This window comes from Nocardia goodfellowii (genome assembly GCF_017875645.1).
In the GTDB taxonomy this organism is placed as follows: domain Bacteria; phylum Actinomycetota; class Actinomycetes; order Mycobacteriales; family Mycobacteriaceae; genus Nocardia; species Nocardia goodfellowii.
The window spans coordinates 1,835,144-1,855,310 of sequence record NZ_JAGGMR010000001.1 but is presented as its reverse complement, the minus strand read 5'-3'; the positions used below and the strand labels follow the sequence as shown (position 1 = coordinate 1,855,310).

The window sequence follows — 20,167 nt, the reverse complement described above, 5'->3', positions numbered from 1 at the left end:
TCAGCTCCCTCGATAGGTGGAGAACGCGAACGGCGACAGCAACAGTGGAACGTGATAGTGCCGCTCGGCGGTGACGACGAAGGCGATGGTGACCTCGGGAAAGAACGCGTCCACCCGCTGCGCGGCGAAGTAGGTGCCGGTGTCGAACACCAGCCGGTAGGTCCCCGGGGCCAGGTCCGAACCCAGCTTGCCGATGCGCCCGTCGGAGTCGGTGGTGGCCGAGTCGAGCTGATCGGCGCCGGCATGCAGCGCGACCCCGACCCCGGCGGCCGGAACCCCGCGCACCGCGTCGAGCACGTGGGTACTCAGCGTGCTCATGCGTTACCGCCCAGCAAGCGTGCCAGCCTGATTCGGTTGATCTTCGCCAATTCGGTTCGCATGACCTGCCTTTCGGTCGCCGGATCGTTGCCGAGCCGGGCGGTCAGAATATCGAGCAATTCCGGGCCGGATTTGCCCGTCGCGCACACCAGATAGATATGACCGAATTTCTCCTCATATGCCCGATTGCCTTCTTCCAGCGCCACCCGCACCGTATCCGCGGCATCGGCCACCCCGGCCTGTTCCCGTGCCGAGGCGGCGGAATCCGGCCGCGCGCCGATTCTCGGATGCCCCGCGAGCGCCTGATCGATCTCCGATTCCGGTAATGCCGCCAAGACGGAATCGGCGGTCGCGAACAATTCCGCGTCGCTCGCATAGGGCCGGGCGGCAACCAGGACGCGGGCCCACTCCGGAGAAGAGCAACAGGTGAGCAATGCCTGCGTCGCCGCCGGTCCGGGCAGCGCGTTCAATCCCGCGAGACCACTCTCGTCCGTCATCGGTCCAGCATCGAGCAGACCCCGCCCGGCCGCCAGTCGACCGGCGCCGAATCACACCCGTGGTTTCGAAATATCGCGTTAATGTTTCGGCTTTCGGTAACCCGGCGGCCATAGCACTCGGACTACCGTATGTGCCATGGCCGCACCCCGCCCCTCGGACCGCGCCCGCCAGACGCGCTCCTACACCGTGTTTCACAACACATCCGGGCGAGCCATTGTGCTCACGCACAATGGCTGGACCTCGATAACCTCTGCGGTGAGTACAGATTCGGGACCGCGCACCTATTCCGGCGCTACACCAGATATGGTGTGCGTCACGTGCGACGATTTGGTGACGGGAATGGATCGTGATTTCCCGCCAGCGGACGCATGGGTGGATCGGAGCTAGACAGTGCGCGACATCATCGATGACCTTTTGCGAGTGTGGCATTCCGGCCGGACCGGGGGCTTGGCCACCATCGTCCGGACCGTCGGATCCGGGCCGCTTACCGTCGGCACCTCCCTGCTGGTGGATGCCAACGGCGCCGTGTACGGCTCGATGCTCGGCGGCATCGTCGAGCACACCGTGCAGCAGGCCGCCGTCGAGGCCGCCCGCACCGGCGCCCGGGGTATGCACCGCTTCGGCGTCCCGGCCAGCGAGACCGGTTCGAGTACCGGCGGCATGGTCGACGTCTTCGTGGAGCCGTTCTCCCGGCACGACTTCCCCGAATTCCCGAACATCGCCGCCGAAATCGCGGCGCACAGACGGGTGACGCTGTTCACCGTGGTGTGGAATCCGGATCCGGATCTGATCGGCCAGCACCTGATCACCGGTAAGCGGCACAACACCGAACTGGTGGCGCTGCCGGATTCGGACCTGTTCGTGGTCTCCTTCGCGCCGCCACCGCGGCTGATCGTCTTCGGCGCCAACGCTACTGCCGCCGCCCTGACCACGCAGGCCCGACTACTCGGATACCGGGTAACCATCTGCGACTCCCGCGAAACCTACGCCACCCCGGAAGCTTTCCCGGGCGCCGAGGTCGTGGTGGACTGGCCGCACCGGTACTTGAACACGCTCGCCGCTGCGGGCGAAATCGACTCCAGCACAGCCATAGTCGTGTTATCCGGTGATCCGAAGTTCGAAATCCCGTTGCTCACCGTCGCTTTGCGGCTGCCGGAACTGGGCTATCTCGGCGCGGCCGGCACCTACGCCGCGCACACCCGCCGCATGGAGGACCTCCGCGCGGGCGGTTTCGACGAACAGACGCTCGCCACCATGCACTCACCCGCCGGACTCGATCTGGGCGCCCGCACCGCCGGTGAGACAGCGTTGTCCATCGCCGCCGAACTGCTCGCCGCCCGCTCGGGCCGGACCGGGCAGATCCGATCACCGCGCACCGCGCCGGTCACCGACCAGCGCGCCTTCGATACCGCGGAGCAGGCCTTCATCACCGCCCTGTAGCGCCCCCGCGCTCGACGGCCGGGACGAGGACGGGCCTCGGCGTGGTTGCATCTATTCGTGAACCCGATATACGCGCTACTCGACGCCAAACTGCACATCGCGGGCTCGGAGATCCTGTGGCGCGAAGTCATCGGCAACGGGTTCGGGCTGGCCTCGGCGGTCGGCGGCATGCGGCGGCGGGTGTGGGCCTGGCCGGTCGGCATCGCCGGCAACACGCTGCTGTTCACGGTGTTCGTGGGCGGCATCTTCAATACGCCGCAGCAACTGAACCTGGCGGGGCAGGCCGGGCGGCAGCTCATGTTCATCGCGGTCAGCGCGTTCGGCTGGTATCAGTGGTACCGGCACTCCCGCGAGACCGGGCTGGAGCATCGGGGCGTCGATCCGCGCTGGGCCACGGCCCGGGAACGCTGGCTGCTGGTAGCGGCGATGCTGGTCGGCACGGCCGCCTTCTCGCAGTTGTTCGAGTGGCTCGGCTCATACGGGCCGTGGGCCGAGGCGTGGATCTTCACGGGTTCGGTGCTGGCCACCTATGGCATGGCGCGGGGGTGGGCCGAGTTCTGGTTGATCTGGATCGCGGTCGACATCGTGGGCGTGCCGCTGCTGTTGCGGGCGGGCTACTACCCGTCGGCCTTCCTCTACATCGTCTACGCCGGGTTCGTCGCGTGGGGTTTCAGCGTCTGGGCGCGATCGCTGCGCCCCGCGCCGGAGCCGGTAGCGCATCGGCGCTAGACCAGATCGACGCGCACTCCGGCGGCGCGGATCTCGGCTACGGCCGCCGGATCGGCGTCGGTGTCGGTGACCAGCACGTCGACCTGATCCAGTCCGCAGATGCGGGCCAGCGCGGTGCGCTCCAGCTTGTCGGCCGTGGCCACCACCGTGACCTGCCGCGAGCGACGCACCATTTCGGTGGTGACGCCCGCTTCGTCGATGTGACGGCATTGCGCCCCGCCGTCGGCGGTGATCGCGTTGACTCCGAGAATCAATGCGTCCAAACGTAATTCGGCCAGCGCGCGCTCGGCCAGCGGCCCGTGCAGCTCATAGGATTCGCGCCGGGCGACGCCGCCGAGGCAGATGGTGCGCAGGTGCGGCCGCAGCACCATCTCCCCCGCGATATTGAGGGCGTTGGTGACGATGGTCAGCTGATCGCCGCCCGCTTCGGCGAGATCGGTGCGGCCGGCGAGCGCGCGGGCCACCGCGGTGGTGGTGGTACCGCCGTTGATCCCCACCACCGAGGAGGGCTCGACCAGGCTCGCGGCGTGCTCGGCGATGCGCTGTTTGGCTTCGCCGCCGGTCTGCCGGTAGCGCGCGGGCAGGTCGTAGGCGACCGAGGTGGCGACCACGCCACCGTGTGTGCGGGTGGCGAGCTGCTGTTCGGCGAGCGCGGTGAAGTCGCGGCGCACGGTGGCCGGGGACACACCCAGCCGTTCGGCGGCCTCCTCCACGGACAGTCGCCCGGATTCGGACAGCAGCTCCAGCAGGCGGTTCCACCGCTGGGACCGGTCGATCGGCCCGGTCACCGGGTACCGCTCCGACGCACTGGCATCTCCTGTTCCACGCGCACCATCTGACCACACGCCACCATGATGACCGCGCGAGGCGGCGCGCTCACTTCACGCTGCCGGCGGTGAGCCCGGCGACGAGCCGCTTCTCGATCAACGCGAACAGGATGACCACCGGAATGATGCCGACGGTCGAGATGGCGAAGACGTAATGCCATGCGGTGTCGTACTGTCCGACGAACTTGGTCAGCGCCACCGAGAGCGGCTGGTTCTCCGGCGTGGTCAAAACCACCAGACTGGCGGCGAATTCGTTCCAGCAGGCCACCACGGTGAAGATGGTCGCGGTGACGATGCCCGGCCAGACCAGCGGCAGACTGACTTTGGTGAGAATCTGCCAGCGGCTGAGCCCGTCCAGCTGCGCGGCCTCCTCGATCTCCACCGGCACCGAGGCGAAGAAGCTGTGCAGGATCCACACCGCGAACGAGAGGTTGAACGCGGCGTTCACCAGGATCATCGCCAGCCAGGTGTCGTTGATACCGAGGGTGAAGAACTCCCGGATCAGCCCGGTCACCACCACCGTCGGCTGCATCATCTGGGTGATCAGGACCAGCCCGAGGAATACCGCGCGGCCCGGAAAGCGCCGTCGCGCTGTGTAATACGCGGCCGGAATGGCGACCAGCAGCACCAGGACGGTGGAGCACACCGAGATGATGATCGTGCTGGCCATATTGAACGGCAGCGGCGTTTCCGGGGTGTCCCACATGGTGACGTAGTTGTCCGGATGCCAGGACTCGGGCAGGTACGACGGTGGGATGCGCAGCATTTCGGTCGCGCTCTTCAACGACCCGAGCACCATCACGACGAAGGGCAACAGGAAGACGACGGCGATGAGGACACCGATCACGGTCAGGTCCCACCGCCGGCGGGTGGATTTACCGGTGGTGTCCGCCGGTCGTTCGGCCGGTGGAGGCAGCACGGTCACCGGGGGTTCGGTTATCGAATTCGTCACGCGTCGACCTCCCGCGTCGGCTTGATCACCTTCACGTAGATCCCGATGATGACCATGATCAGCACGAAGTTCAGCACGCTCATCGCGGCGGCCGTATCCAGCTGCTGGTTCTGCCGAATCAATTTGAAGGTCAGTGTTGTCGTGGTGTCCGCCCCGAATCCGGCGATGCTGCCGGTGATCACCTGCAGGATCGGTAAGGAATTGAAGGCGTTGATGATGTTGATGATGGTCGCCACCGCGATGGCCGGACGCAGTTGCGGCAACAGGAGATACCAGTACCGTTGCCACGCGCTCGCGCCGTCGACCCGGCCGGCCTCCACGATCTCCGCCGGAATCGATTGCAGCCCGGCGAGAATCGTGTAGGTGGTGAACGGGATCGAGACGAACACGCCCACCACGATGGCGACGACGAACGCTTGCGCCGGCTGCTTGGTGAAACCGTAACCGCGGTCCAGCAATCCGATGTCGACGAGGAACCGGTTCGCGATGCCGACGTCCGGATCGAGCATGTAGTAGAAGATCGTCGTGGTCATCACCACCGACGCAGCCCAGGGCACCAGGATCGCCATGCGCACCGCGGTGCGCCCGGGGAACTGCTTGTTCAGGAACTGGGCCAGCGCGGCCGACAGCATCAGGGTGATGCCGACCACGGCGACCACCCAGAACACGGTGTTCAGCAGCACCGAGCCCAGTTCCTGAATGTCGAACAGGGTGCGGAAGTTGCCCAGCCCGGCCGAGCCCCGGTCCTGGCCGTACTGGCTCAGGTCCCGGGTGCTCGTCCACAGCATGTAGCCGACCGGAAAGGCGACGATCGCGACGATGAGCACCAGGGTCGGGCCGATCCAGGGCAATGCCCCCAACGCCTGCCGCGACCTCGAACTACGTTGACTCACAACCACTCAGACGCCCTTCACGCACCGGACAACTACCGCCACCACCACGACTACTTCGCGGCTTCCTGAATCTTGGCCAGCACCGTGGCCGGATCCGCGCCCTGCGCGATCGTGCCCATCTGCTGCCGGATCGCGCCCTGCGCCGCCGCCCACTTCGGATTGTTGCTCGGGTAGAACTGCGCCACCGGCAGAGTCGCCCCGAACGCCTTGGTCACCGGATCCTCGGCCAGCTTCGCCGCACCGCTGTTGGTGATCGGGATGAAGCCTTCCTTCTGCACGAAACCGGAGTACACGTCGGCGCTGTAGAAGAAGTCGACGAACTTCTTGATCGTCTCGGCCTTCTTGCCGTCCTTCTTGAACGCCATCAGGTGATCGGCGACACCGAGCGTGACCGGCTGGCCGGTCTTGGTCGGCGACGGCGCGGTCGAGTACTTCAGGGCGGCGTTCTTGGACTGGATCTGGCCGATGGTGGGCGGCAGGCCCTCGATCATGCCGATCTTGCCCTGGATGAAGGCGTTGATCACGTCCTTGCGATCGGTGGCACCCGGATTCGGCTGCGTCACACCGGCATCGACCAGAGCGCGCATCGCTTTCACGCCCTCCAGGTTGGCCGGGGTGTCCACGGTGACCTTGTCACCGTCGGACCACTTACCGCCCGCGCCGAAGGTCCAGATGGAGGTCTCACCCTGGGCCTCCTCACTGCCCAGGGGTAGGCCGTACCCGGACACACCGCCGCCGAGCGCCTGGATCTTCTTGGCCGCCTCGGTCAGCTCGTCCCAGGTCTTCGGCGGATTCGCGATGCCGGCGCGCTGGAACAGTTCGGTGTTGTAGAACAGGGTGCGGGTGGAGGCGAACAGCGGCAGCGCGAACTGGGTGCCGTTCAGCGAGGCGTTCTTGGCGAAGCCCGGCTGGATGTCGGAAAGTGTTGCCGGCGAAGCGATCTCGGCTGCCGGGAACAGCATGCCGTCACCGGCGAAGCTGGCGTAGGCGTCGACATTGAGCAGATCGGGAGTGGTCGACTTGTCCTGCAACTTGGTGCGGATCACGTCGTTGATGGTGTCCCAGGACTCCATCTGCAGGTTCACCGTGATGTCGGGGTTCTTCTTCTCGAACTCGGCGATGATGCCGTCCCACAGGGCTTTGGTGCCGTTCGCGCCGTCGCTGTAGGTGGGAGCCAGGAAGTTGATCGTGGTGTCGGAGTCGGCCTTGTCGTCGCCGCCGAACCCACAGGATGTGACGGCCAGCGCGACGCCGGTGGACATCGCGATTCCCGCGAATAATCCGCGGAACGTTCTTTTCACGAGCAGAACCTTTCAATTTTGCACCCGGCACAGGCCGGACCCGCCGATGATGGGAGCAACCCACCGCCTTGCGGACAATGTAGCGCCATCGGTGATCGTATGTGACTGATTTGAATGTAAAGTTGACATGAACGATCACCAGGGTGATTCTGATGAGGTGCCGACCTCCGCTCACACCTCCCCCGACTCTGGTCACTCCGCAGGCTCCGCTCCCGCCCCCTCTGGTCACTCCGCAGGCTCCGCTCCTGCCCCCTCTGGTCACTCCGCAGGCTCCGCTCCCGCCCCCAGCACCCACCTCGAATCCGAGGTCTCCACCCAGCCCGAAAACTGGGCAGCAGCCGCCGCAATCGCGGCGGAGCACCGCGCCGTGCTGCCGCGACCCGGCGAGCGCGTGGCCGTGGTCGGCTGCGGAACATCGCTGTTCATGTCCCGCGCCATCGCCGCGCTGCGCGAGGAAGCCGGTCAGGGCCTGACCGACGCCTGGCCCGCGAGCCAGCTCCGGCTCGGGCGCGAATACGACCGCTATCTGTTCATCTGCCGCTCCGGCACCACCACCGAGGTGGTGCGGGCGATGGAGCAGATCCCCGCGCACATTCCACGCACCGTCATCTGCAGCAGTCCGGGCACCCCGGTGCTCGAGTTGGGCGATGCGATCCTGATCGACGAGGTCGACGAAAAGTCGGTGGTACAAACCCGATTCGCCACGACGACGCTGGCGATCCTGCGCTGGCACCTCGGCGAGGATCTCGCCGCGGCCATCGCGCAGGCCCGCGACGTGCTCGCCGAAGACCCGGCGGAGTCACTGGCCGCCGTGCGCCGGGCCGAGCAGATCAGCTTCGTGGGCATGGGTTTCGCCGCGGCCATCGCCGACGAGGCGGGATTGAAATTGCGCGAATCCTGCCAAGCCTGGACCGAGGGCTACCTCGCGACCGAGTACCGCCACGGCCCGATCAGCATCGCCGCTCCCGGCCGGGCCGTCTGGGCCTTCGGCCCACTGGAGCCCGGTTTCGCCGAGGACGTCGCCGTGACCGGCGCACACCTGGAGCACCGCGAAATCGATCCGATGGCCGATCTCGTCCGCGTGCAGCGACTCTGCCTGCTGCGCGCCGCGGACCTCGGTCTCGACGCCGACCATCCGCGCAACCTCAACCGCTCGATCATTCTCGAGCAGTGAACCGAACGACCCCGCGCGAACAACGTCCTCGCCCCGGCACACCTTCGACCGAGTCACCCGATTCGGTGCGCCCCGAAGCCCGCGGCACGGCGGTCCCGCACGCGGTGCCGGACGACGCGCTGGTGCTCGCCCTGGACGTCGGCGGCACCACCATGAAGGGCGAAATCACCGACATCACCGGAGCCGCCCTGGCTTCCGGCGTCCTGGACACTCCGCAGGGCGAGGCCGCTTTCGAGACGATGGGCGTGCTGGGCGATCAATTGCTCGCCCGGCTGACTCCGCGGCAGCGCGCTTCGGTAGCCCGAGCGTCGGTCGTGCTGCCGGGAATCATCGACGTCGAGCGGTCCATCGCGGTGTTCAGCGCCAACGTCGGCTGGCGTGATGTGCATATCGGTGATCGATTCAGCGCCCGCTGGCACCTGCCGGTGCTGATCGAACACGATGTCGCCGTAGCCGGTTGGGCCGAGTGGCGCTTCGGCGCGGGCCGCGGACACGACGACGTGTGCGTGGTCATCCTCGGCACCGGCATCAGCGGGACGCTCTCTGTCGGCGGCAGATTGGTGCGCGGCGGGATCGGGCAGACGGGCGAATACGGCCACATCTCGGTCCGCCACGACAACGGCCTGCCCTGTGCCTGCGGAAATACCGGCTGCGTCGAGACGGTCGCCTCCGGGGCCTCCATCGCACGCGCATATGCCGCCCGGACCGGCCGAACCGCCGGCGCCGCGGAGATTTTCGGGCTCCGGGACACCGATACCGACGCCAAGGCAGTCCTCGCCGACGCCGTCGACGCGCTCGCCGACGGGCTGGTGGGCCTCATCCATGCCACCTGCCCGGAACTGATCATCCTCGGTGGCGGGCTCGCGGGCGCGGGTGCGGCCCTGACCGATCCGCTGCACCGAGCGCTGACCGAGCGTCTGCGCCTGGTCCCCGCACCCGAGGTAGTGCTCGGTGAATTCGGGGCCCGCGCCGGGCTTGCGGGCGCCGCCCTGTTCGCCCGGCATGGTGAGCTCGCATGAACCGCCGTCGTCCGCGCCGATCCAGCCCGGCCCGCCGCGATGTTCCACGACCTGCGCACCCGCGTCTCCACAGGTCCGACCACCCGAGGCCGAGTATGCAGCCGGTGCGGTATTCACACGGAAGCCGCCGAGATCACTTGTCACCGCCGGTAGCACGATCTGCATACTTGCCGCCGGTAGCACGATTTGCGTACTTGCCGCCGGTAGCACGATCTGCGTACTTGCCGCCGATGTACCGGACTTGCCCTGGATACGGTCGACCGACCGTTGGAGCGTGGGTAAGACACCGCCCGGCAATCTGGAAAACCATGGGGGTCAGCGCATGACATCGGCGCGGGTATTCGACGTACGCGGACGCTTGGTATCGGCCGAACACCTGGTGGACGACGGTGTGGTGAGCATCGCGGGCAGTCGCATCGCGGCGGTCCGGACCTTTGCCGAATGGCGTGCCGACCACCCGGAGGCACCGGAACCGGTGTTCCAGGGCACGGTGCTGCCCGGTTTGGTCGACATCCACAATCACGGTGGGTTCGGGCATCGGTTCGATACCGTCGATGCCGGGGAAGCGCGGGCGGCCGCGGCATTCCATCATGCACGCGGGTCCACCACGGTGGTGGCGAGTGTGGTCACCGGCGCCCCGGCGGACATGGTCGCGCAGACGGCGGTGTTGCGCGGGTTGGCCGACGACGGCGTGATCGGCGGGATTCATGCCGAGGGACCGTTTTTGGCCGTAGCGCGCTGCGGGGCGCAGGACCCTCGGTTCCTGCGCGATCCCGATCCGCGGCTGACCGAGCAGCTGATCGCCGCCGGCGGCGGGCACCTTCGGGTGATGACGATCGCGCCGGAGTTGCCCGGATACCCGCAAGTGGCCGAACTCCTCTCGGAGCACGGGGTGGTTGTCGCCCTCGGTCACACCGACAGCGACTTCCGCGCGTTCCGGGAAGCCCTGCGCCCGAGCGGGTTCGGAAGCCTCGTCACGCATCTCGCCAATGGCATGCCCACTCTGCATCACCGCTCGGCCGGTCCGGTGGCGGCGGCCCTGGTGGCCGCGGCCGCCGGTGACGCGGTGGTCGAGTTGATCGGCGACGCCGTTCACGTGGACGCGGGCTTCGCCGCGATGGCCTTCGCCGCCGCGCCCGGCAGTGTGGCGTTGGTCACAGACGCGATGCAGGCCGCCGGCATGCCGGACGGCGAATATCGGCTCGGGCCACAGTCGGTGCGCGTGGTCGACGGCGTCGCCCGGGTACCGAGCGGGTCCATCGCCGGCGGCACAGCCACCCTGCTGCGATGCGTGTCGTGGGCGGTCACGGAATGCGGAGTGCCGCTGCGGGCGGCCGTGGCCGCCGCTACCGCGGTGCCGGCCGCGGCGGCCGGGCTGACCGATGTGGGTGACTTGCGAACAAACCAGTTCGCCGACTTGGTGATAGCCGATGACAATCTGCACTTGCGCCGGGTGCTCAGACGTGGACAGTGGTTGTCGTGATCCTCACCGTGACAATGAATCCCGCCTACGACATGACCTATCGCGTGGAGCGTTTCGAACGCGGCCAGGCGCACCGCGTGCGCTCGGTCGAGCAGCGCATCGGCGGCAAGGGCATCAATGTCACGAGAGTACTGAATCAGCTCGGAAAATACGCCAGAGCAACAGGTTTCGCGGACCACGCGTTCGCCGCCGCGGCGGAGCTGGAGATGCCGGTGGATTTCGTGCACGCCCTGCCCTGGGTGCGCCGCACGGTAGTGATCAGCGAATCCGACGACGGCACCGCCACCGCCCTCTGGGAGCCGGGCGCTCGCGTCTCCAATCCCCATGCCGCGGAACAACTCACGATCCGGGTGGCCGGTCTGCTACCCGACATCAACGGCCTCGTCATCTCCGGTTCCCTACCCGGTGGGATCGATCCCGGTCTGCCCGCCGAAATCGCCCGCATCGCGGTCGACGCGGGCGTCCCGACCATCTGCGACGTGGACGGCGAGGCGCTGCGGCTGGCCGCCGAGGTCCCCGGGGTGATCCTCATGCCCAACACCGAGGAGCTGGAACGCCTCACCGGCCGCGTCCCCGTCACCCCCGACGAGGTCGTGCACGCGGTCCGCCCACTGCTGCTCGACCGCGGCACCCGCGCCGTCATCGCCACCCGTGGCGCCGACGGCATGATCGCCATCACCCCCGAGGGCGCCTGGTTCGCCGAGCTACCCGAGGTGCTGGCCGGAAACCCCACGGGCGCGGGCGATTCCGCTGCCGCCGCGGTCATCGCGGCGCTGTCCGAACGCGGCGAACCCGATTGGCCCGCCATTCTGGTCAACGCCGTCGCCACCTCCGCCGCCGCCGTCGTCATTCCGGTGGCCGGCGAAATCGACCGCTGCCTGCGCACCCGCATCGCGCCCACCGTCGTGGTGGAAAAACTGACCACCTCGCAACCGACCACCGCCTAGTTCCAGGAGCCCCACCCATGCCGTTGACGCCTGTGCCCGAGCTGATCGCCGCCGCCCGCCCCGGCGGCCTGGGTGCGTTCAACGTCATCACCCTGGAACACGCCGAGGCCATCGCGGCAGCCGCCGAAGCCGCGAATTGCCCTGCGGTACTTCAGATTTCGGAGAACACCGCCGCCTACCACGGCGGTCCGGCACCGCTCGCGCTCGCCTGCCTGCGGATCGCCGCCGACAGCACCGCTCCGCTCGCGGTCCACCTGGATCACGCCACCACCTTCGATCTCGTAAGGACCGCGGTCGACCTCGGCATCACCTCGGTCATGTACGACGGCTCGGCCTTGGACTACGCCGCGAATGTCGCCGCCACCGCCGACATCGCCGCCTGGTGCCACGCCCGCGGCGTCTTCGTCGAAGCCGAATTGGGCGAAGTCGGCGGCAAAGACGGGGCGCATGCCCCCGGTGTTCGCACCGACCCCGCCGAAGCCGCCGAGTTCGTCGCCGCCACCACCGTCGACGCCCTGGCCGTCGCCGTCGGCTCCTCGCACGCCATGCACACGCGCACCGCCGAACTGGACAACGACCTCATCACCCGACTATCCGCGAAAGTTCCCGTCCCCCTGGTGCTGCACGGCTCCTCCGGTGTGCCCGACGCCGGTCTGCGCGCCGCCGTCGAGCACGGCATGACCAAAATCAATCTGGCCACGCGGCTGAACCAGGCCATGACCGCCGCCGTCCGCGCGGCCCTCGGCGGCTCCGAAACCCTCTCCGACCCGCGCAAATACCTGGCGCCCGGCCGGACGGCGATCCAGCGGGAAGTCGAACACCTGCTCGGCGTCCTGGCCCGCTGAACTCAGGACCTTCGCACCACGTCGGCCATCCACTTGTCCGCGGCTTCCCGAGTCCAGCTGAGACTGATGTCGGCGTCGTGGAATTCGCGCGCGTACTCGGTGAGCATTTCGGTGGCCGATTGCCTGGCCTGGAACGCGGTGGCGTCCGCCGGAATGCGATAGAGATGCCCGCAGATCATCGAGTTTTCGGTGAAGATACTGTGCCGCCAGCCTTCCGGCGTGCCGTAGATGTACATGCCGGTAGGCATCTCATAGCGCGGTTTCGACTGGGTCATAAGCGCTCTCCCTGACGTATCCCGTGCACGGATCGCCGACAAGCCTAACCGCGAGAAACTATTTCAGCACGTACGGCGAGACCGAACTGCGATGTTCGCTGATATCGAGCACTTTGCCCAGCGGCGGGAAGGCCCGCTGCGGGCAGTTCGTGCGTTCGCAGACCCGGCAGCCCGCGCCGATCAGCGTGGGGGTGGCCTCGTCCAGATCGATGCCGTCGGCGTAGACGACGCGGGCGGCGTGGCGCAGTTCGCAGCCCAGGCCGATGGCGAAGGTCTTGCCGGGCTGACCGTAGCGGGTGGCCCGGCGTTCGACCGTTCGTGCCACCCAGAGGTATTTGCGTCCGTCCGGCATCTGGGCGATCTGGGTCATGATCTTGCCGGGATAGGCGAAGGTCTCGTAGACATTCCACAGCGGGCAGGTGCCGCCACTGGAGGAGAAGTGGAAACCGGTGGCGGACTGTCTTTTCGACATATTGCCCGCACGATCCACCCGGACGAAGGAGAACGGCACGCCGCGCAGTTTGGGCCGCTGCAAGGTCGAAAGCCGGTGGCAGATGGTCTCGTAACTCTGGGTGAAGAAGGCCGATAGTCGCTCGATGTCGTAGCGGAAGTCCTCGGCCACTTCGTGAAAGTGCGTGTAAGGCAACACAGTCGCGGCGGCGAAGTAATTGGCCAGGCCGAGCATCGCCAGTTTGCGCGAGTCCTCGGTGGCGAAATTGCCTTCCTCGACCAGCTTTTCGAGCAGCTCACCGCATTCGAAATAGGCGAGTTCGGCGGCGAGTTTGAACGTGCGCTGCCCGCCGGACAGGTGCGGTGCGATCTCCAGCACCCGGGCTTCGGGGTCGTAGCGGTGCAGCAGGCCCTCGCCCAGGTCGATGCGTTCGACGATGCGTACGTCGTGGTCGCGCAGCAGCCGGGCGATCTCGCGGTTCACGTCGCCGCCGTGGAAACGGATCCGGTCGGTGAGTTTCTCCGCGGCCGTGTCCAACTCATGGATGTAGTTCTGGCGCTGATAGAAGAAGTCGCGGACTTCCTCGTGCGGTTTGCTGATGGCGGCGCTGCCGGAGCCGTCGGCGAAACGGTCCTCGGTGGCGGCGGCGAGCTGGGCGCTGGTGTTGCGGTAGCGGTTGTGCATGTTCACCAGCGCGCGGGCCATGCTCGGATGCGCGGAGACCATGTCGGCGATCTCCTGGGTGTCGGCTTCGATGCCGAGCTCCTGATCCATCACCACTTCCTGGAGCTCGGCGATGAGCCGGGTGTCGTCCTGGGAGGAGAAGAAGGTGGCGTCGACGCCGAAGACTTCGCTGATCTTGAGCAGCACCGGCACGGTCAGCGGGCGCACATCGTGCTCGATCTGGTTGAGGTAACTCGCCGAGATCTCCAGCTTGGTGGCGAGTGAGACCTGGCTCAGTCCCCGCTCGGTCCGCAGCTGACGCAGCCGCGCCCCGACGTAAGTCTTGGCCATATGTCCAGTTTAGGCGCCGTTTCACACACCTGCCAATGCGGTCTTAACAGCGGTGCCGAGCCAGTTGTCACAGGGGCGCGCTACCGTCGACGCGTGCTGTTCTCGGATGTCGTCCAGGCTTCGGAGACCGTTCGCGCCACCCGGTCCCGGAAGACGAAAATCGCTGCCCTCTCCGCGCTGCTCGCCGCTGCCGAGACGGCGGAGCTGGCGCCGGTGGTGGCGTGGGTTTCCGGCGAGCTCCGGCAGGGCCGCATCGGCACCGGCTGGCGCACCCTCACCACGGTGGACGGCACCCCGGCCACGACCGCGACGCTGACGGTCGCCGCCGTCGACGCGGCTTTCACCGAGCTGGCCGGCGTTTCCGGCAGCGGTTCGACGAACCGCCGCAAGGAGCTGCTGACGGCGCTGTGGGCCGCCGCGACAGCCGACGAGCAGGGCTTCCTGCTGCGCCTGCTCACCGGCGAGCTGCGGCAGGGCGCGCTCACCGCGATCGTCGCCGAAGCCGTCGCCGCCGCCGCGGACGTTCCGGTCGAGCTGGTCCGTCGCGCCTACATGCTGTCCGGGCAGCTGCCGGTCACCGCCGCGGCCGCGCTGACCGGCGGCGCGCCCGCGTTACGGGAGTTCCGGCTCGAGGTCGGCCGGCCGATCCAGCCGATGCTGGCCGCCCCCGGCGCCTCCCTGGACGAAGTGCTCGCCGAGTTCGACGGCGAGGTGACCGTCGAGCACAAGATGGACGGCGCCCGCATCCAGGTGCATCGCGACGGCGACCGGGTGTGGGTGTTCACCCGGACCCTGCGCGACATCACCGATCGCGTGCCCGAACTGGTGGCCCTGGTCGGCGCGCTGGATTGCACCAGCGTCGTGCTGGACGGAGAAACCTTGGCGCTCACCGATTCCGGTCGCCCGCGCCCGTTCCAGGAGACGATGAGCCGCTTCGCGACCTCGGTGCTCACCCCCGTCGAGACCACCCCGGTACCCGAACCCGCGCCCGACGCGCCCGGTCCGGTGGCCGAAGCCGCGGCGGCGACGGTCACCAAGGAACTGCTGCTGCACCCGTACTTCTTCGACTGTCTGCACCTGAACGGCCGCGACCTGCTCGATTCCCCGCTCTACCAGCGCCGCGCGGCGTTGACCGAGGTGGCCGCCGAATACACCATCCCGGCGCTGATCCGTCCGGACGCCGAGGCCGCCGCCGAATACTTCGACGGCGTCCTGGCTTCCGGCCACGAGGGCGTCATGATCAAGGCGCTGAACGCGCCCTATGCCGCGGGCCGCCGCGGCCGGGCCTGGCAGAAGATCAAACCGACGCACACCCTGGACCTGATGGTGCTCGGCGCGGAATGGGGTTACGGCCGCCGCACCGGATACCTGTCGAATCTGCACCTGGGCGCCCGCGATCCGGAAACCAGTGAACCGGTCATGGTCGGTAAGACCTTCAAGGGCCTCACCGACGCGCTCCTGGGCTGGCAGACAGCGGAATTCCCGCGCCACGAACGCGCACGAGACGAGCACACCGTCTATCTGCGGCCGGAGCTCATCGTCGAAATCGCTTTGGACGGTGTCCAGGTGAGCCCGCGCTACCCCGGCGGAGTAGCACTGCGCTTCGCCCGCGTCGTCCGCTATCGGCCCGACAAGGGCCCGGCCGACGCGGACACGATCGACGCCGTACGCGCGCTACTGCCCTGACGGGGGATAGAGCTCGGCGAACCACGCTAGCGCATACCGATCAGAACGCGACATACGGCAACCGCATGGCAATCCGGACAGCCCATACGGGACACTGGAGCCGTGACCGCCGAATTACTGGTACTCGTGATAGTCATCGTCACGGCACTCGCTTTCGATTTCACGAACGGCTTCCACGACACTGCCAACGCGATGGCCACCTCGATCGCCACCGGGGCGCTGCGCCCGCGGGTCGCGGTCGCGGTATCGGCGGTCCTGAACTTGATCGGCGCGTTCCTGTCGGTCGCGGTCGCCGCGACCGTGGCCAAGGGCATCGTGCAACTCGATTCGGTGCACGGACAGGATCTGTTGCGCATCGTGTTCGCGGGTCTGGTCGGTGGCATTCTGTGGAATCTGCTGACCTGGTTGTTCGGGCTGCCGTCGAGTTCGTCGCACGCGCTGTTCGGCGGGCTGATCGGCGCCACCATCGCCTCGCTGGGCTGGGGCGGGGTGATCTGGACCGGTGATTCCCAGGGTGTGCTGACCAAGATCGTGCTGCCCGCGGTGCTCGCGCCGATCGTGGCGGCGCTGGTCTCCGCGATCGGCACGCGCGCGGTCTACCGGATCACCCGCGGGTCGAATGAGGACAAGGTCACCACCGGTTTCCGCTGGGGACAGATCGGTTCGGCCTCTCTGGTCTCCCTGGCACACGGCACCAATGACGCGCAGAAGACCATGGGCGTCATCTTCCTGGCGCTGGTCGCGCACGGCACGCTGACCAAGGACGCGGAGATGCCGCTGTGGGTGATGGCCGCGTGTGCCGTCGCCATCGCGGCGGGCACCTACCTCGGCGGCTGGCGGATCATCCGCACCCTCGGCAAAGGCTTGGTCGAGATCGATTCGCCGCAGGGGCTGGCCGCCGAATCCTCCTCGGCGGCGATCATTCTGACCTCGGCGCACTTCGGGCTGCCGCTGTCCACCACCCAGACCGCGACCGGCTCGATCCTGGGCAGCGGCCTGGGCAAGGGCGCGGAAGTGCGCTGGGGCGTGATGGGCCGGATGGTGGTCGCCTGGATGTTGACGCTGCCGCTGGCCGGTGTGGCGGGCGCGATCTGCTGGGCCATCGCACATTTCATCGGCGGACTGGCCGGCGTGCTGGTGGTGTTCGCGATCCTGATCGCGCTGTCGACGCTGATGTGGCTGCGGTCGCGTCGCAATCCGGTCGACACACACAACGTCAACGAGTGGCCGAGCTCGACCGAAGTCGTCAATGTCGCCGAGGTGGAGACCAAGGTGATCACGTCCACCGAGGTGTCCGCCGGTCCGCGGCCGGCGAAGAAGTAGGAGAGCAGGCATGCATACGCTCACCACCAATCTGAAGGCGCTGTGGGATGTCACCCTGGCGGCGCTGATCCTCGGCGCCGGACTGCCGATCGTCTTCGCGGTCGGTGTGCGGCTGTGGTCGTCGGCGGATAGTGTCGGCCCGGACGGCAGCGCGGCCCGGCGGAACTACCCGGCCTTGGCCGGCGCCTGGGTCTGCTTCGCGCTGGTGCTCGCCGCGATCGTCGTCGGCATCCTCTACACCGCGAAGGCCTTCCTCGCCGCCAAGTTCGGCATCCATGTGTTCGGACAGTCCTGAAGGGCGAAGCAATGACGGAACAAGCCTCACGGCAGAAGCTGCTCGGCCGGGTCATCGGCTGGCTGCGCGCCGGATACCCCCAGGGCGTCCCGCAATCCGATTACGTCGCGCTGTTCGCGGTGCTGCACCGCCATCTGACCGACTACGAGGTCGTCACCATCGCCGAAGAACTGGTCGCCGACCGCAATCCCGAGTCGGAGATCAGCCACGCCGACATCGAGAACGCGATTACCCGCTTCGCGATCGAGCAGCCCGATCCCCAGGACGTCGCCCGCGTCGCCTCGCATCTGGCCGCCGGCGGCTGGCCGCTGGCGACCCCGCTCACCGAGTCGGACTGACGAGCCGCCGTGCCTCCTTTCCTGCACGCCATCATCGACTGGCTGCGCGCCGGATATCCCGACGGCGTCCCGGAATCCGACTACATTCCGCTGCTGGCCCTGCTGCGCCGCCGGCTCTCCGATGACGAAGTTCGGCTGATCGCGGCCGAGCTCGCCAGTACCGGCGATTTCCCGGCCGACGAAACCGACATCCAGGTGATGATCACCAAGGTCACCGACGAGCTGCCCGCAGAAACCGACGTGACCCGCGTGCAGTCCCGCCTCGAAGCTCCCTGGCCGACCCCGGACCAGTGAGCACCGCCTGGGCGACGGGTCAGAAGGCGGCTTCGTCGAGGGCCATGATGTCGGTGTCGAGGGTGGCCAGGATGTTCTTGGTGGCAGTCAGCTCGGGCAGGACGTTCTTCGCGAAGAACGCGGCCGTGGCGACTTTGCCCTGGTAGAAGGGGACATCCTTGGGGCCGGCGCCCGCGCCCAGGGCGGCGGCGGCGATTTCGGCCTGCACCAGGAGACGCCAGCCGATGAGCAGGTCGCCGACCGACATGAGGAAGCGGACGGAGCCGAGACCGACCTTGTAGAGCTCGGCCGGATCCTGCTGGGCCGCCATCAGGTACCCGGTGAGCGTGGCGGCCATGGCGGAGACGTCGGCCTGGGCGGTGGCGAGCAGGGCGCGTTCGGTGTCGAAGCGACCGGTCTTGCCGTCCAGGAAAGCGGTGATCTGGGCGTTGACGTGGGCCAGGGCCGCGCCCTTGTCCCGAATGATCTTGCGGAAGAAGAAATCCTGCGCCTGGATGGCGGTGGTGCCCTCGTAGAGCGAGTCGATCTTGGCGTCGCGGATGTACTGCTCGATCGGGTAGTCCTGCAGGTAGCCGGAGCCGCCGAAGGTCTGCAGGGATTCGGTGAGGTACTGGTAGGCGCGTTCGGAGCCGACGCCCTTGACGATGGGCAGCAGCAGGTCGTCGACGCGGTGCGCCAGATCGGCATCGGCTCCCGAAACCAGTTGCGCCACATCGGCGTTCTGGTGCGCGGCGGTGTACAGGTAGACCGCGCGCAGACCTTCGGCGTAGGCCTTCTGCAGCGCCAGGGAACGGCGCACGTCCGGGTGCCGGGTGATGGTGACGCGCGGGGCCGCCTTGTCGGTCATCTGCGTGAGATCGGCGCCCTGTACGCGAGTCTTGGCGTACTCCAAGGCATTCAGGTATCCGGTGGACAGGGTGCCGGTGGATTTGATGCCGACCACCATGCGCGCGTTCTCGATCACCTGGAACATCTGGGCGATGCCGTTGTGCACCCCGCCGACCAGCCAGCCCTTGGCCGGCACCGCGCCGCCGAAAGTCACCTCGCAGGTCGGGGAGGATTTCAGGCCCATCTTGTGCTCGACACCGGTGACGTAGACACCGTTGCGGTCGCCGAGTTCGAGCGTCTCGGAGTCGAAGAGGAACTTCGGCACATAGAACAGCGACAGGCCCTTGGTGCCCGGGCCCGCGCCTTCGGGCCGCGCCAGCACCAGGTGGAAGACGTTGTCGGCGGTCTCGCCGACGTCACCGCCGGAGATGAACCGCTTCACCCCCTCGATATGCCAGGAGCCGTCTTCCTGCTCGATCGCCTTGGTACGGCCCGCGCCGACGTCGGAGCCGGCGTCCGGCTCGGTCAGCACCATGGTGCCCTGCCAGCCGCGCTCGTATCCCTCGGTGGCCCAGCGCTTCTGCTCGTCGGTGCCGACGTTGTAGAGCACCGAGGCCATGACCGGGCCCATATTGAAGAAGCTGGCCGCCGGGTTGGCGCAGGTGATCATCTCCTGCACCGCCCACACCACGGCGGCGGGCGCCGCGGTGCCGCCCATTCCCTCGGGCAGGCCGAGCCGGCTCCAGTCCGCCTCGTGCACGGCGGCGACGGTCTTGCGCAGCGGCTCCGGCACGGAGATCGAATACGTAGCCGGGTCGTAGGTCACGGGGTCACGGTCGGCCGCGGCGAAGGACTCGGCGATCGGCCCTTCGGCCAGCCGCTTCACCTCGCCGAGGATCTCGCGGACGGTGTCGGAATCGAGGTCACCGTAGGCGCCGGTGTCGAGCAACTTGTCCAGTTCGAGCACCTCGAAAAGGTTGAACTCGAGATCTCGCGCGTTCGCCTTGTAGTGACCCACCGTGGTCCTCCCTGACTCACCGCCGCGGCCCGGTGGCCGCGAATTCGGGTTCTGACGTCGTACGAAACGAAGAGTGCCGTACCGCTGTCGAGCTACGCAACCGTAGGCAAAACACTACGTGACCGTAGGTTTCCCGGCTCCCCAAAGCGATAGCTGTGAGGTAACTGTGACATTTCGCGGACGCTGGTCGACCAACAGCCGCGCATGTCGGAAAGGCTT

General features: G+C 67.5%; 21 protein-coding genes. 12 read left to right on the top strand and 9 right to left on the bottom strand.

Translation table 11 applies throughout. The annotated features are described in order from the left end of the window. Both uraH and uraD read right to left on the bottom strand, forming a co-directional pair. Positions 1–318, bottom strand: coding sequence for a hydroxyisourate hydrolase (uraH, locus tag BJ987_RS08095; RefSeq protein WP_209886317.1), 318 nt, complete (start codon positions 316–318; stop codon positions 1–3). Then, positions 315–815 carry a 2-oxo-4-hydroxy-4-carboxy-5-ureidoimidazoline decarboxylase gene (gene uraD, locus BJ987_RS08090; protein WP_209886314.1) on the bottom strand — a complete coding sequence of 167 codons (501 nt, stop codon included), beginning with the start codon at positions 813–815 and terminating at the stop codon, positions 315–317. The genes uraH and uraD overlap by 4 nt, the downstream gene beginning before the upstream one ends. Before the next feature lie 391 nt (positions 816–1,206). On the opposite strand from uraD, the gene BJ987_RS08085 reads away from it, so the two are divergent. Both BJ987_RS08085 and pnuC read left to right on the top strand, forming a co-directional pair. Continuing rightward, positions 1,207–2,256 carry an XdhC family protein gene (locus tag BJ987_RS08085; protein WP_209886303.1) on the top strand — a complete coding sequence of 350 codons (1,050 nt, stop codon included), beginning with the start codon at positions 1,207–1,209 and terminating at the stop codon, positions 2,254–2,256. A gap of 57 nt (positions 2,257–2,313) precedes the next feature. After that, positions 2,314–2,985 (top strand): nicotinamide riboside transporter PnuC, encoded by a 672-nt coding sequence (gene pnuC / locus BJ987_RS08080; RefSeq protein WP_209886301.1) that lies wholly within the window; start codon positions 2,314–2,316, stop codon positions 2,983–2,985. Here the strand turns inward: pnuC and BJ987_RS08075 are convergent. From BJ987_RS08075 to BJ987_RS08060, 4 genes are all read right to left on the bottom strand, one after another. Further along, a complete protein-coding gene (locus BJ987_RS08075; RefSeq protein ID WP_209886299.1) occupies positions 2,982–3,773 on the bottom strand; it encodes a DeoR/GlpR family DNA-binding transcription regulator in 792 nt (263 codons plus the stop codon). The two genes, pnuC and BJ987_RS08075, sit on opposite strands and share 4 nt — an antisense overlap. 88 nt (positions 3,774–3,861) lie before the next feature. Then, a complete protein-coding gene (locus BJ987_RS08070) occupies positions 3,862–4,764 on the bottom strand; it encodes a carbohydrate ABC transporter permease (RefSeq protein WP_209886297.1) in 903 nt (300 codons plus the stop codon). Then, on the bottom strand, positions 4,761–5,657 hold the full coding sequence (locus BJ987_RS08065; protein ID WP_307869540.1) for a carbohydrate ABC transporter permease: 897 nt from the start codon (positions 5,655–5,657) through the stop codon (positions 4,761–4,763). The genes BJ987_RS08070 and BJ987_RS08065 overlap by 4 nt, the downstream gene beginning before the upstream one ends. Before the next feature lie 50 nt (positions 5,658–5,707). Then, entirely contained in the window at positions 5,708–6,958 is a 1,251-nt protein-coding gene (locus BJ987_RS08060) for an extracellular solute-binding protein (RefSeq protein WP_307869539.1), read from the bottom strand. Positions 6,959–7,325: 367 nt separating this feature from the next. On the opposite strand from BJ987_RS08060, the gene BJ987_RS08055 reads away from it, so the two are divergent. The 5 genes from BJ987_RS08055 (at position 7,326) to BJ987_RS08035 (ending at position 12,426) form a co-directional block, all read left to right on the top strand. Beyond that, the gene (locus tag BJ987_RS08055) at positions 7,326–8,132 is read left to right on the top strand and encodes an SIS domain-containing protein (protein WP_307869538.1); all 807 of its coding nucleotides are present in this window, start codon (positions 7,326–7,328) and stop codon (positions 8,130–8,132) included. Further along, positions 8,129–9,151 (top strand): ROK family protein, encoded by a 1,023-nt coding sequence (locus BJ987_RS08050; protein WP_307869537.1) that lies wholly within the window; start codon positions 8,129–8,131, stop codon positions 9,149–9,151. The genes BJ987_RS08055 and BJ987_RS08050 overlap by 4 nt, the downstream gene beginning before the upstream one ends. Before the next feature lie 274 nt (positions 9,152–9,425). Further along, positions 9,426–10,634 carry an N-acetylglucosamine-6-phosphate deacetylase gene (locus BJ987_RS08045; protein ID WP_307869536.1) on the top strand — a complete coding sequence of 403 codons (1,209 nt, stop codon included), beginning with the start codon at positions 9,426–9,428 and terminating at the stop codon, positions 10,632–10,634. Further along, positions 10,631–11,581 (top strand): hexose kinase, encoded by a 951-nt coding sequence (locus BJ987_RS08040; RefSeq protein WP_307869535.1) that lies wholly within the window; start codon positions 10,631–10,633, stop codon positions 11,579–11,581. Before BJ987_RS08045 ends, BJ987_RS08040 begins: the two co-directional genes overlap by 4 nt. 17 nt (positions 11,582–11,598) lie before the next feature. Beyond that, on the top strand, positions 11,599–12,426 hold the full coding sequence (locus BJ987_RS08035) for a class II fructose-bisphosphate aldolase (RefSeq protein WP_209886294.1): 828 nt from the start codon (positions 11,599–11,601) through the stop codon (positions 12,424–12,426). A gap of 2 nt (positions 12,427–12,428) precedes the next feature. Here BJ987_RS08035 and BJ987_RS08030 read toward each other — a convergent pair whose 3' ends face one another. Together BJ987_RS08030 and ramB are read right to left on the bottom strand one after the other, a co-directional pair. Beyond that, positions 12,429–12,701 carry a hypothetical protein gene (locus BJ987_RS08030; RefSeq protein WP_209886291.1) on the bottom strand — a complete coding sequence of 91 codons (273 nt, stop codon included), beginning with the start codon at positions 12,699–12,701 and terminating at the stop codon, positions 12,429–12,431. A gap of 58 nt (positions 12,702–12,759) precedes the next feature. After that, complete coding sequence (gene ramB / locus BJ987_RS08025) at positions 12,760–14,166, bottom strand: acetate metabolism transcriptional regulator RamB (RefSeq protein WP_209886288.1); 1,407 nt, start codon at positions 14,164–14,166, stop codon at positions 12,760–12,762. A gap of 93 nt (positions 14,167–14,259) precedes the next feature. Between ramB and BJ987_RS08020 the strand changes: the two genes are divergently transcribed. The 5 genes from BJ987_RS08020 (at position 14,260) to BJ987_RS37170 (ending at position 18,102) form a co-directional block, all read left to right on the top strand. Then, a complete protein-coding gene (locus BJ987_RS08020) occupies positions 14,260–15,852 on the top strand; it encodes an ATP-dependent DNA ligase (RefSeq protein ID WP_209886285.1) in 1,593 nt (530 codons plus the stop codon). A gap of 102 nt (positions 15,853–15,954) precedes the next feature. Continuing rightward, on the top strand, positions 15,955–17,175 hold the full coding sequence (locus BJ987_RS08015; protein WP_209886282.1) for an inorganic phosphate transporter: 1,221 nt from the start codon (positions 15,955–15,957) through the stop codon (positions 17,173–17,175). 10 nt (positions 17,176–17,185) lie between these two features. Continuing rightward, positions 17,186–17,470, top strand: a complete 285-nt coding sequence (locus BJ987_RS08010; RefSeq protein WP_209886279.1) for a hypothetical protein — start codon at positions 17,186–17,188, stop codon at positions 17,468–17,470. Positions 17,471–17,481: 11 nt separating this feature from the next. Next, complete coding sequence (locus BJ987_RS37175; RefSeq protein WP_245365866.1) at positions 17,482–17,808, top strand: DUF3349 domain-containing protein; 327 nt, start codon at positions 17,482–17,484, stop codon at positions 17,806–17,808. A 9-nt stretch (positions 17,809–17,817) separates the two neighbouring features. Continuing rightward, positions 17,818–18,102 (top strand): DUF3349 domain-containing protein, encoded by a 285-nt coding sequence (locus tag BJ987_RS37170; RefSeq protein WP_307869534.1) that lies wholly within the window; start codon positions 17,818–17,820, stop codon positions 18,100–18,102. A gap of 19 nt (positions 18,103–18,121) precedes the next feature. Here the strand turns inward: BJ987_RS37170 and BJ987_RS08000 are convergent, their stop codons facing one another. Then, entirely contained in the window at positions 18,122–19,948 is a 1,827-nt protein-coding gene (locus BJ987_RS08000; protein ID WP_209886276.1) for an acyl-CoA dehydrogenase, read from the bottom strand. Between the last annotated feature and the right edge of the window lie 219 nt (positions 19,949–20,167).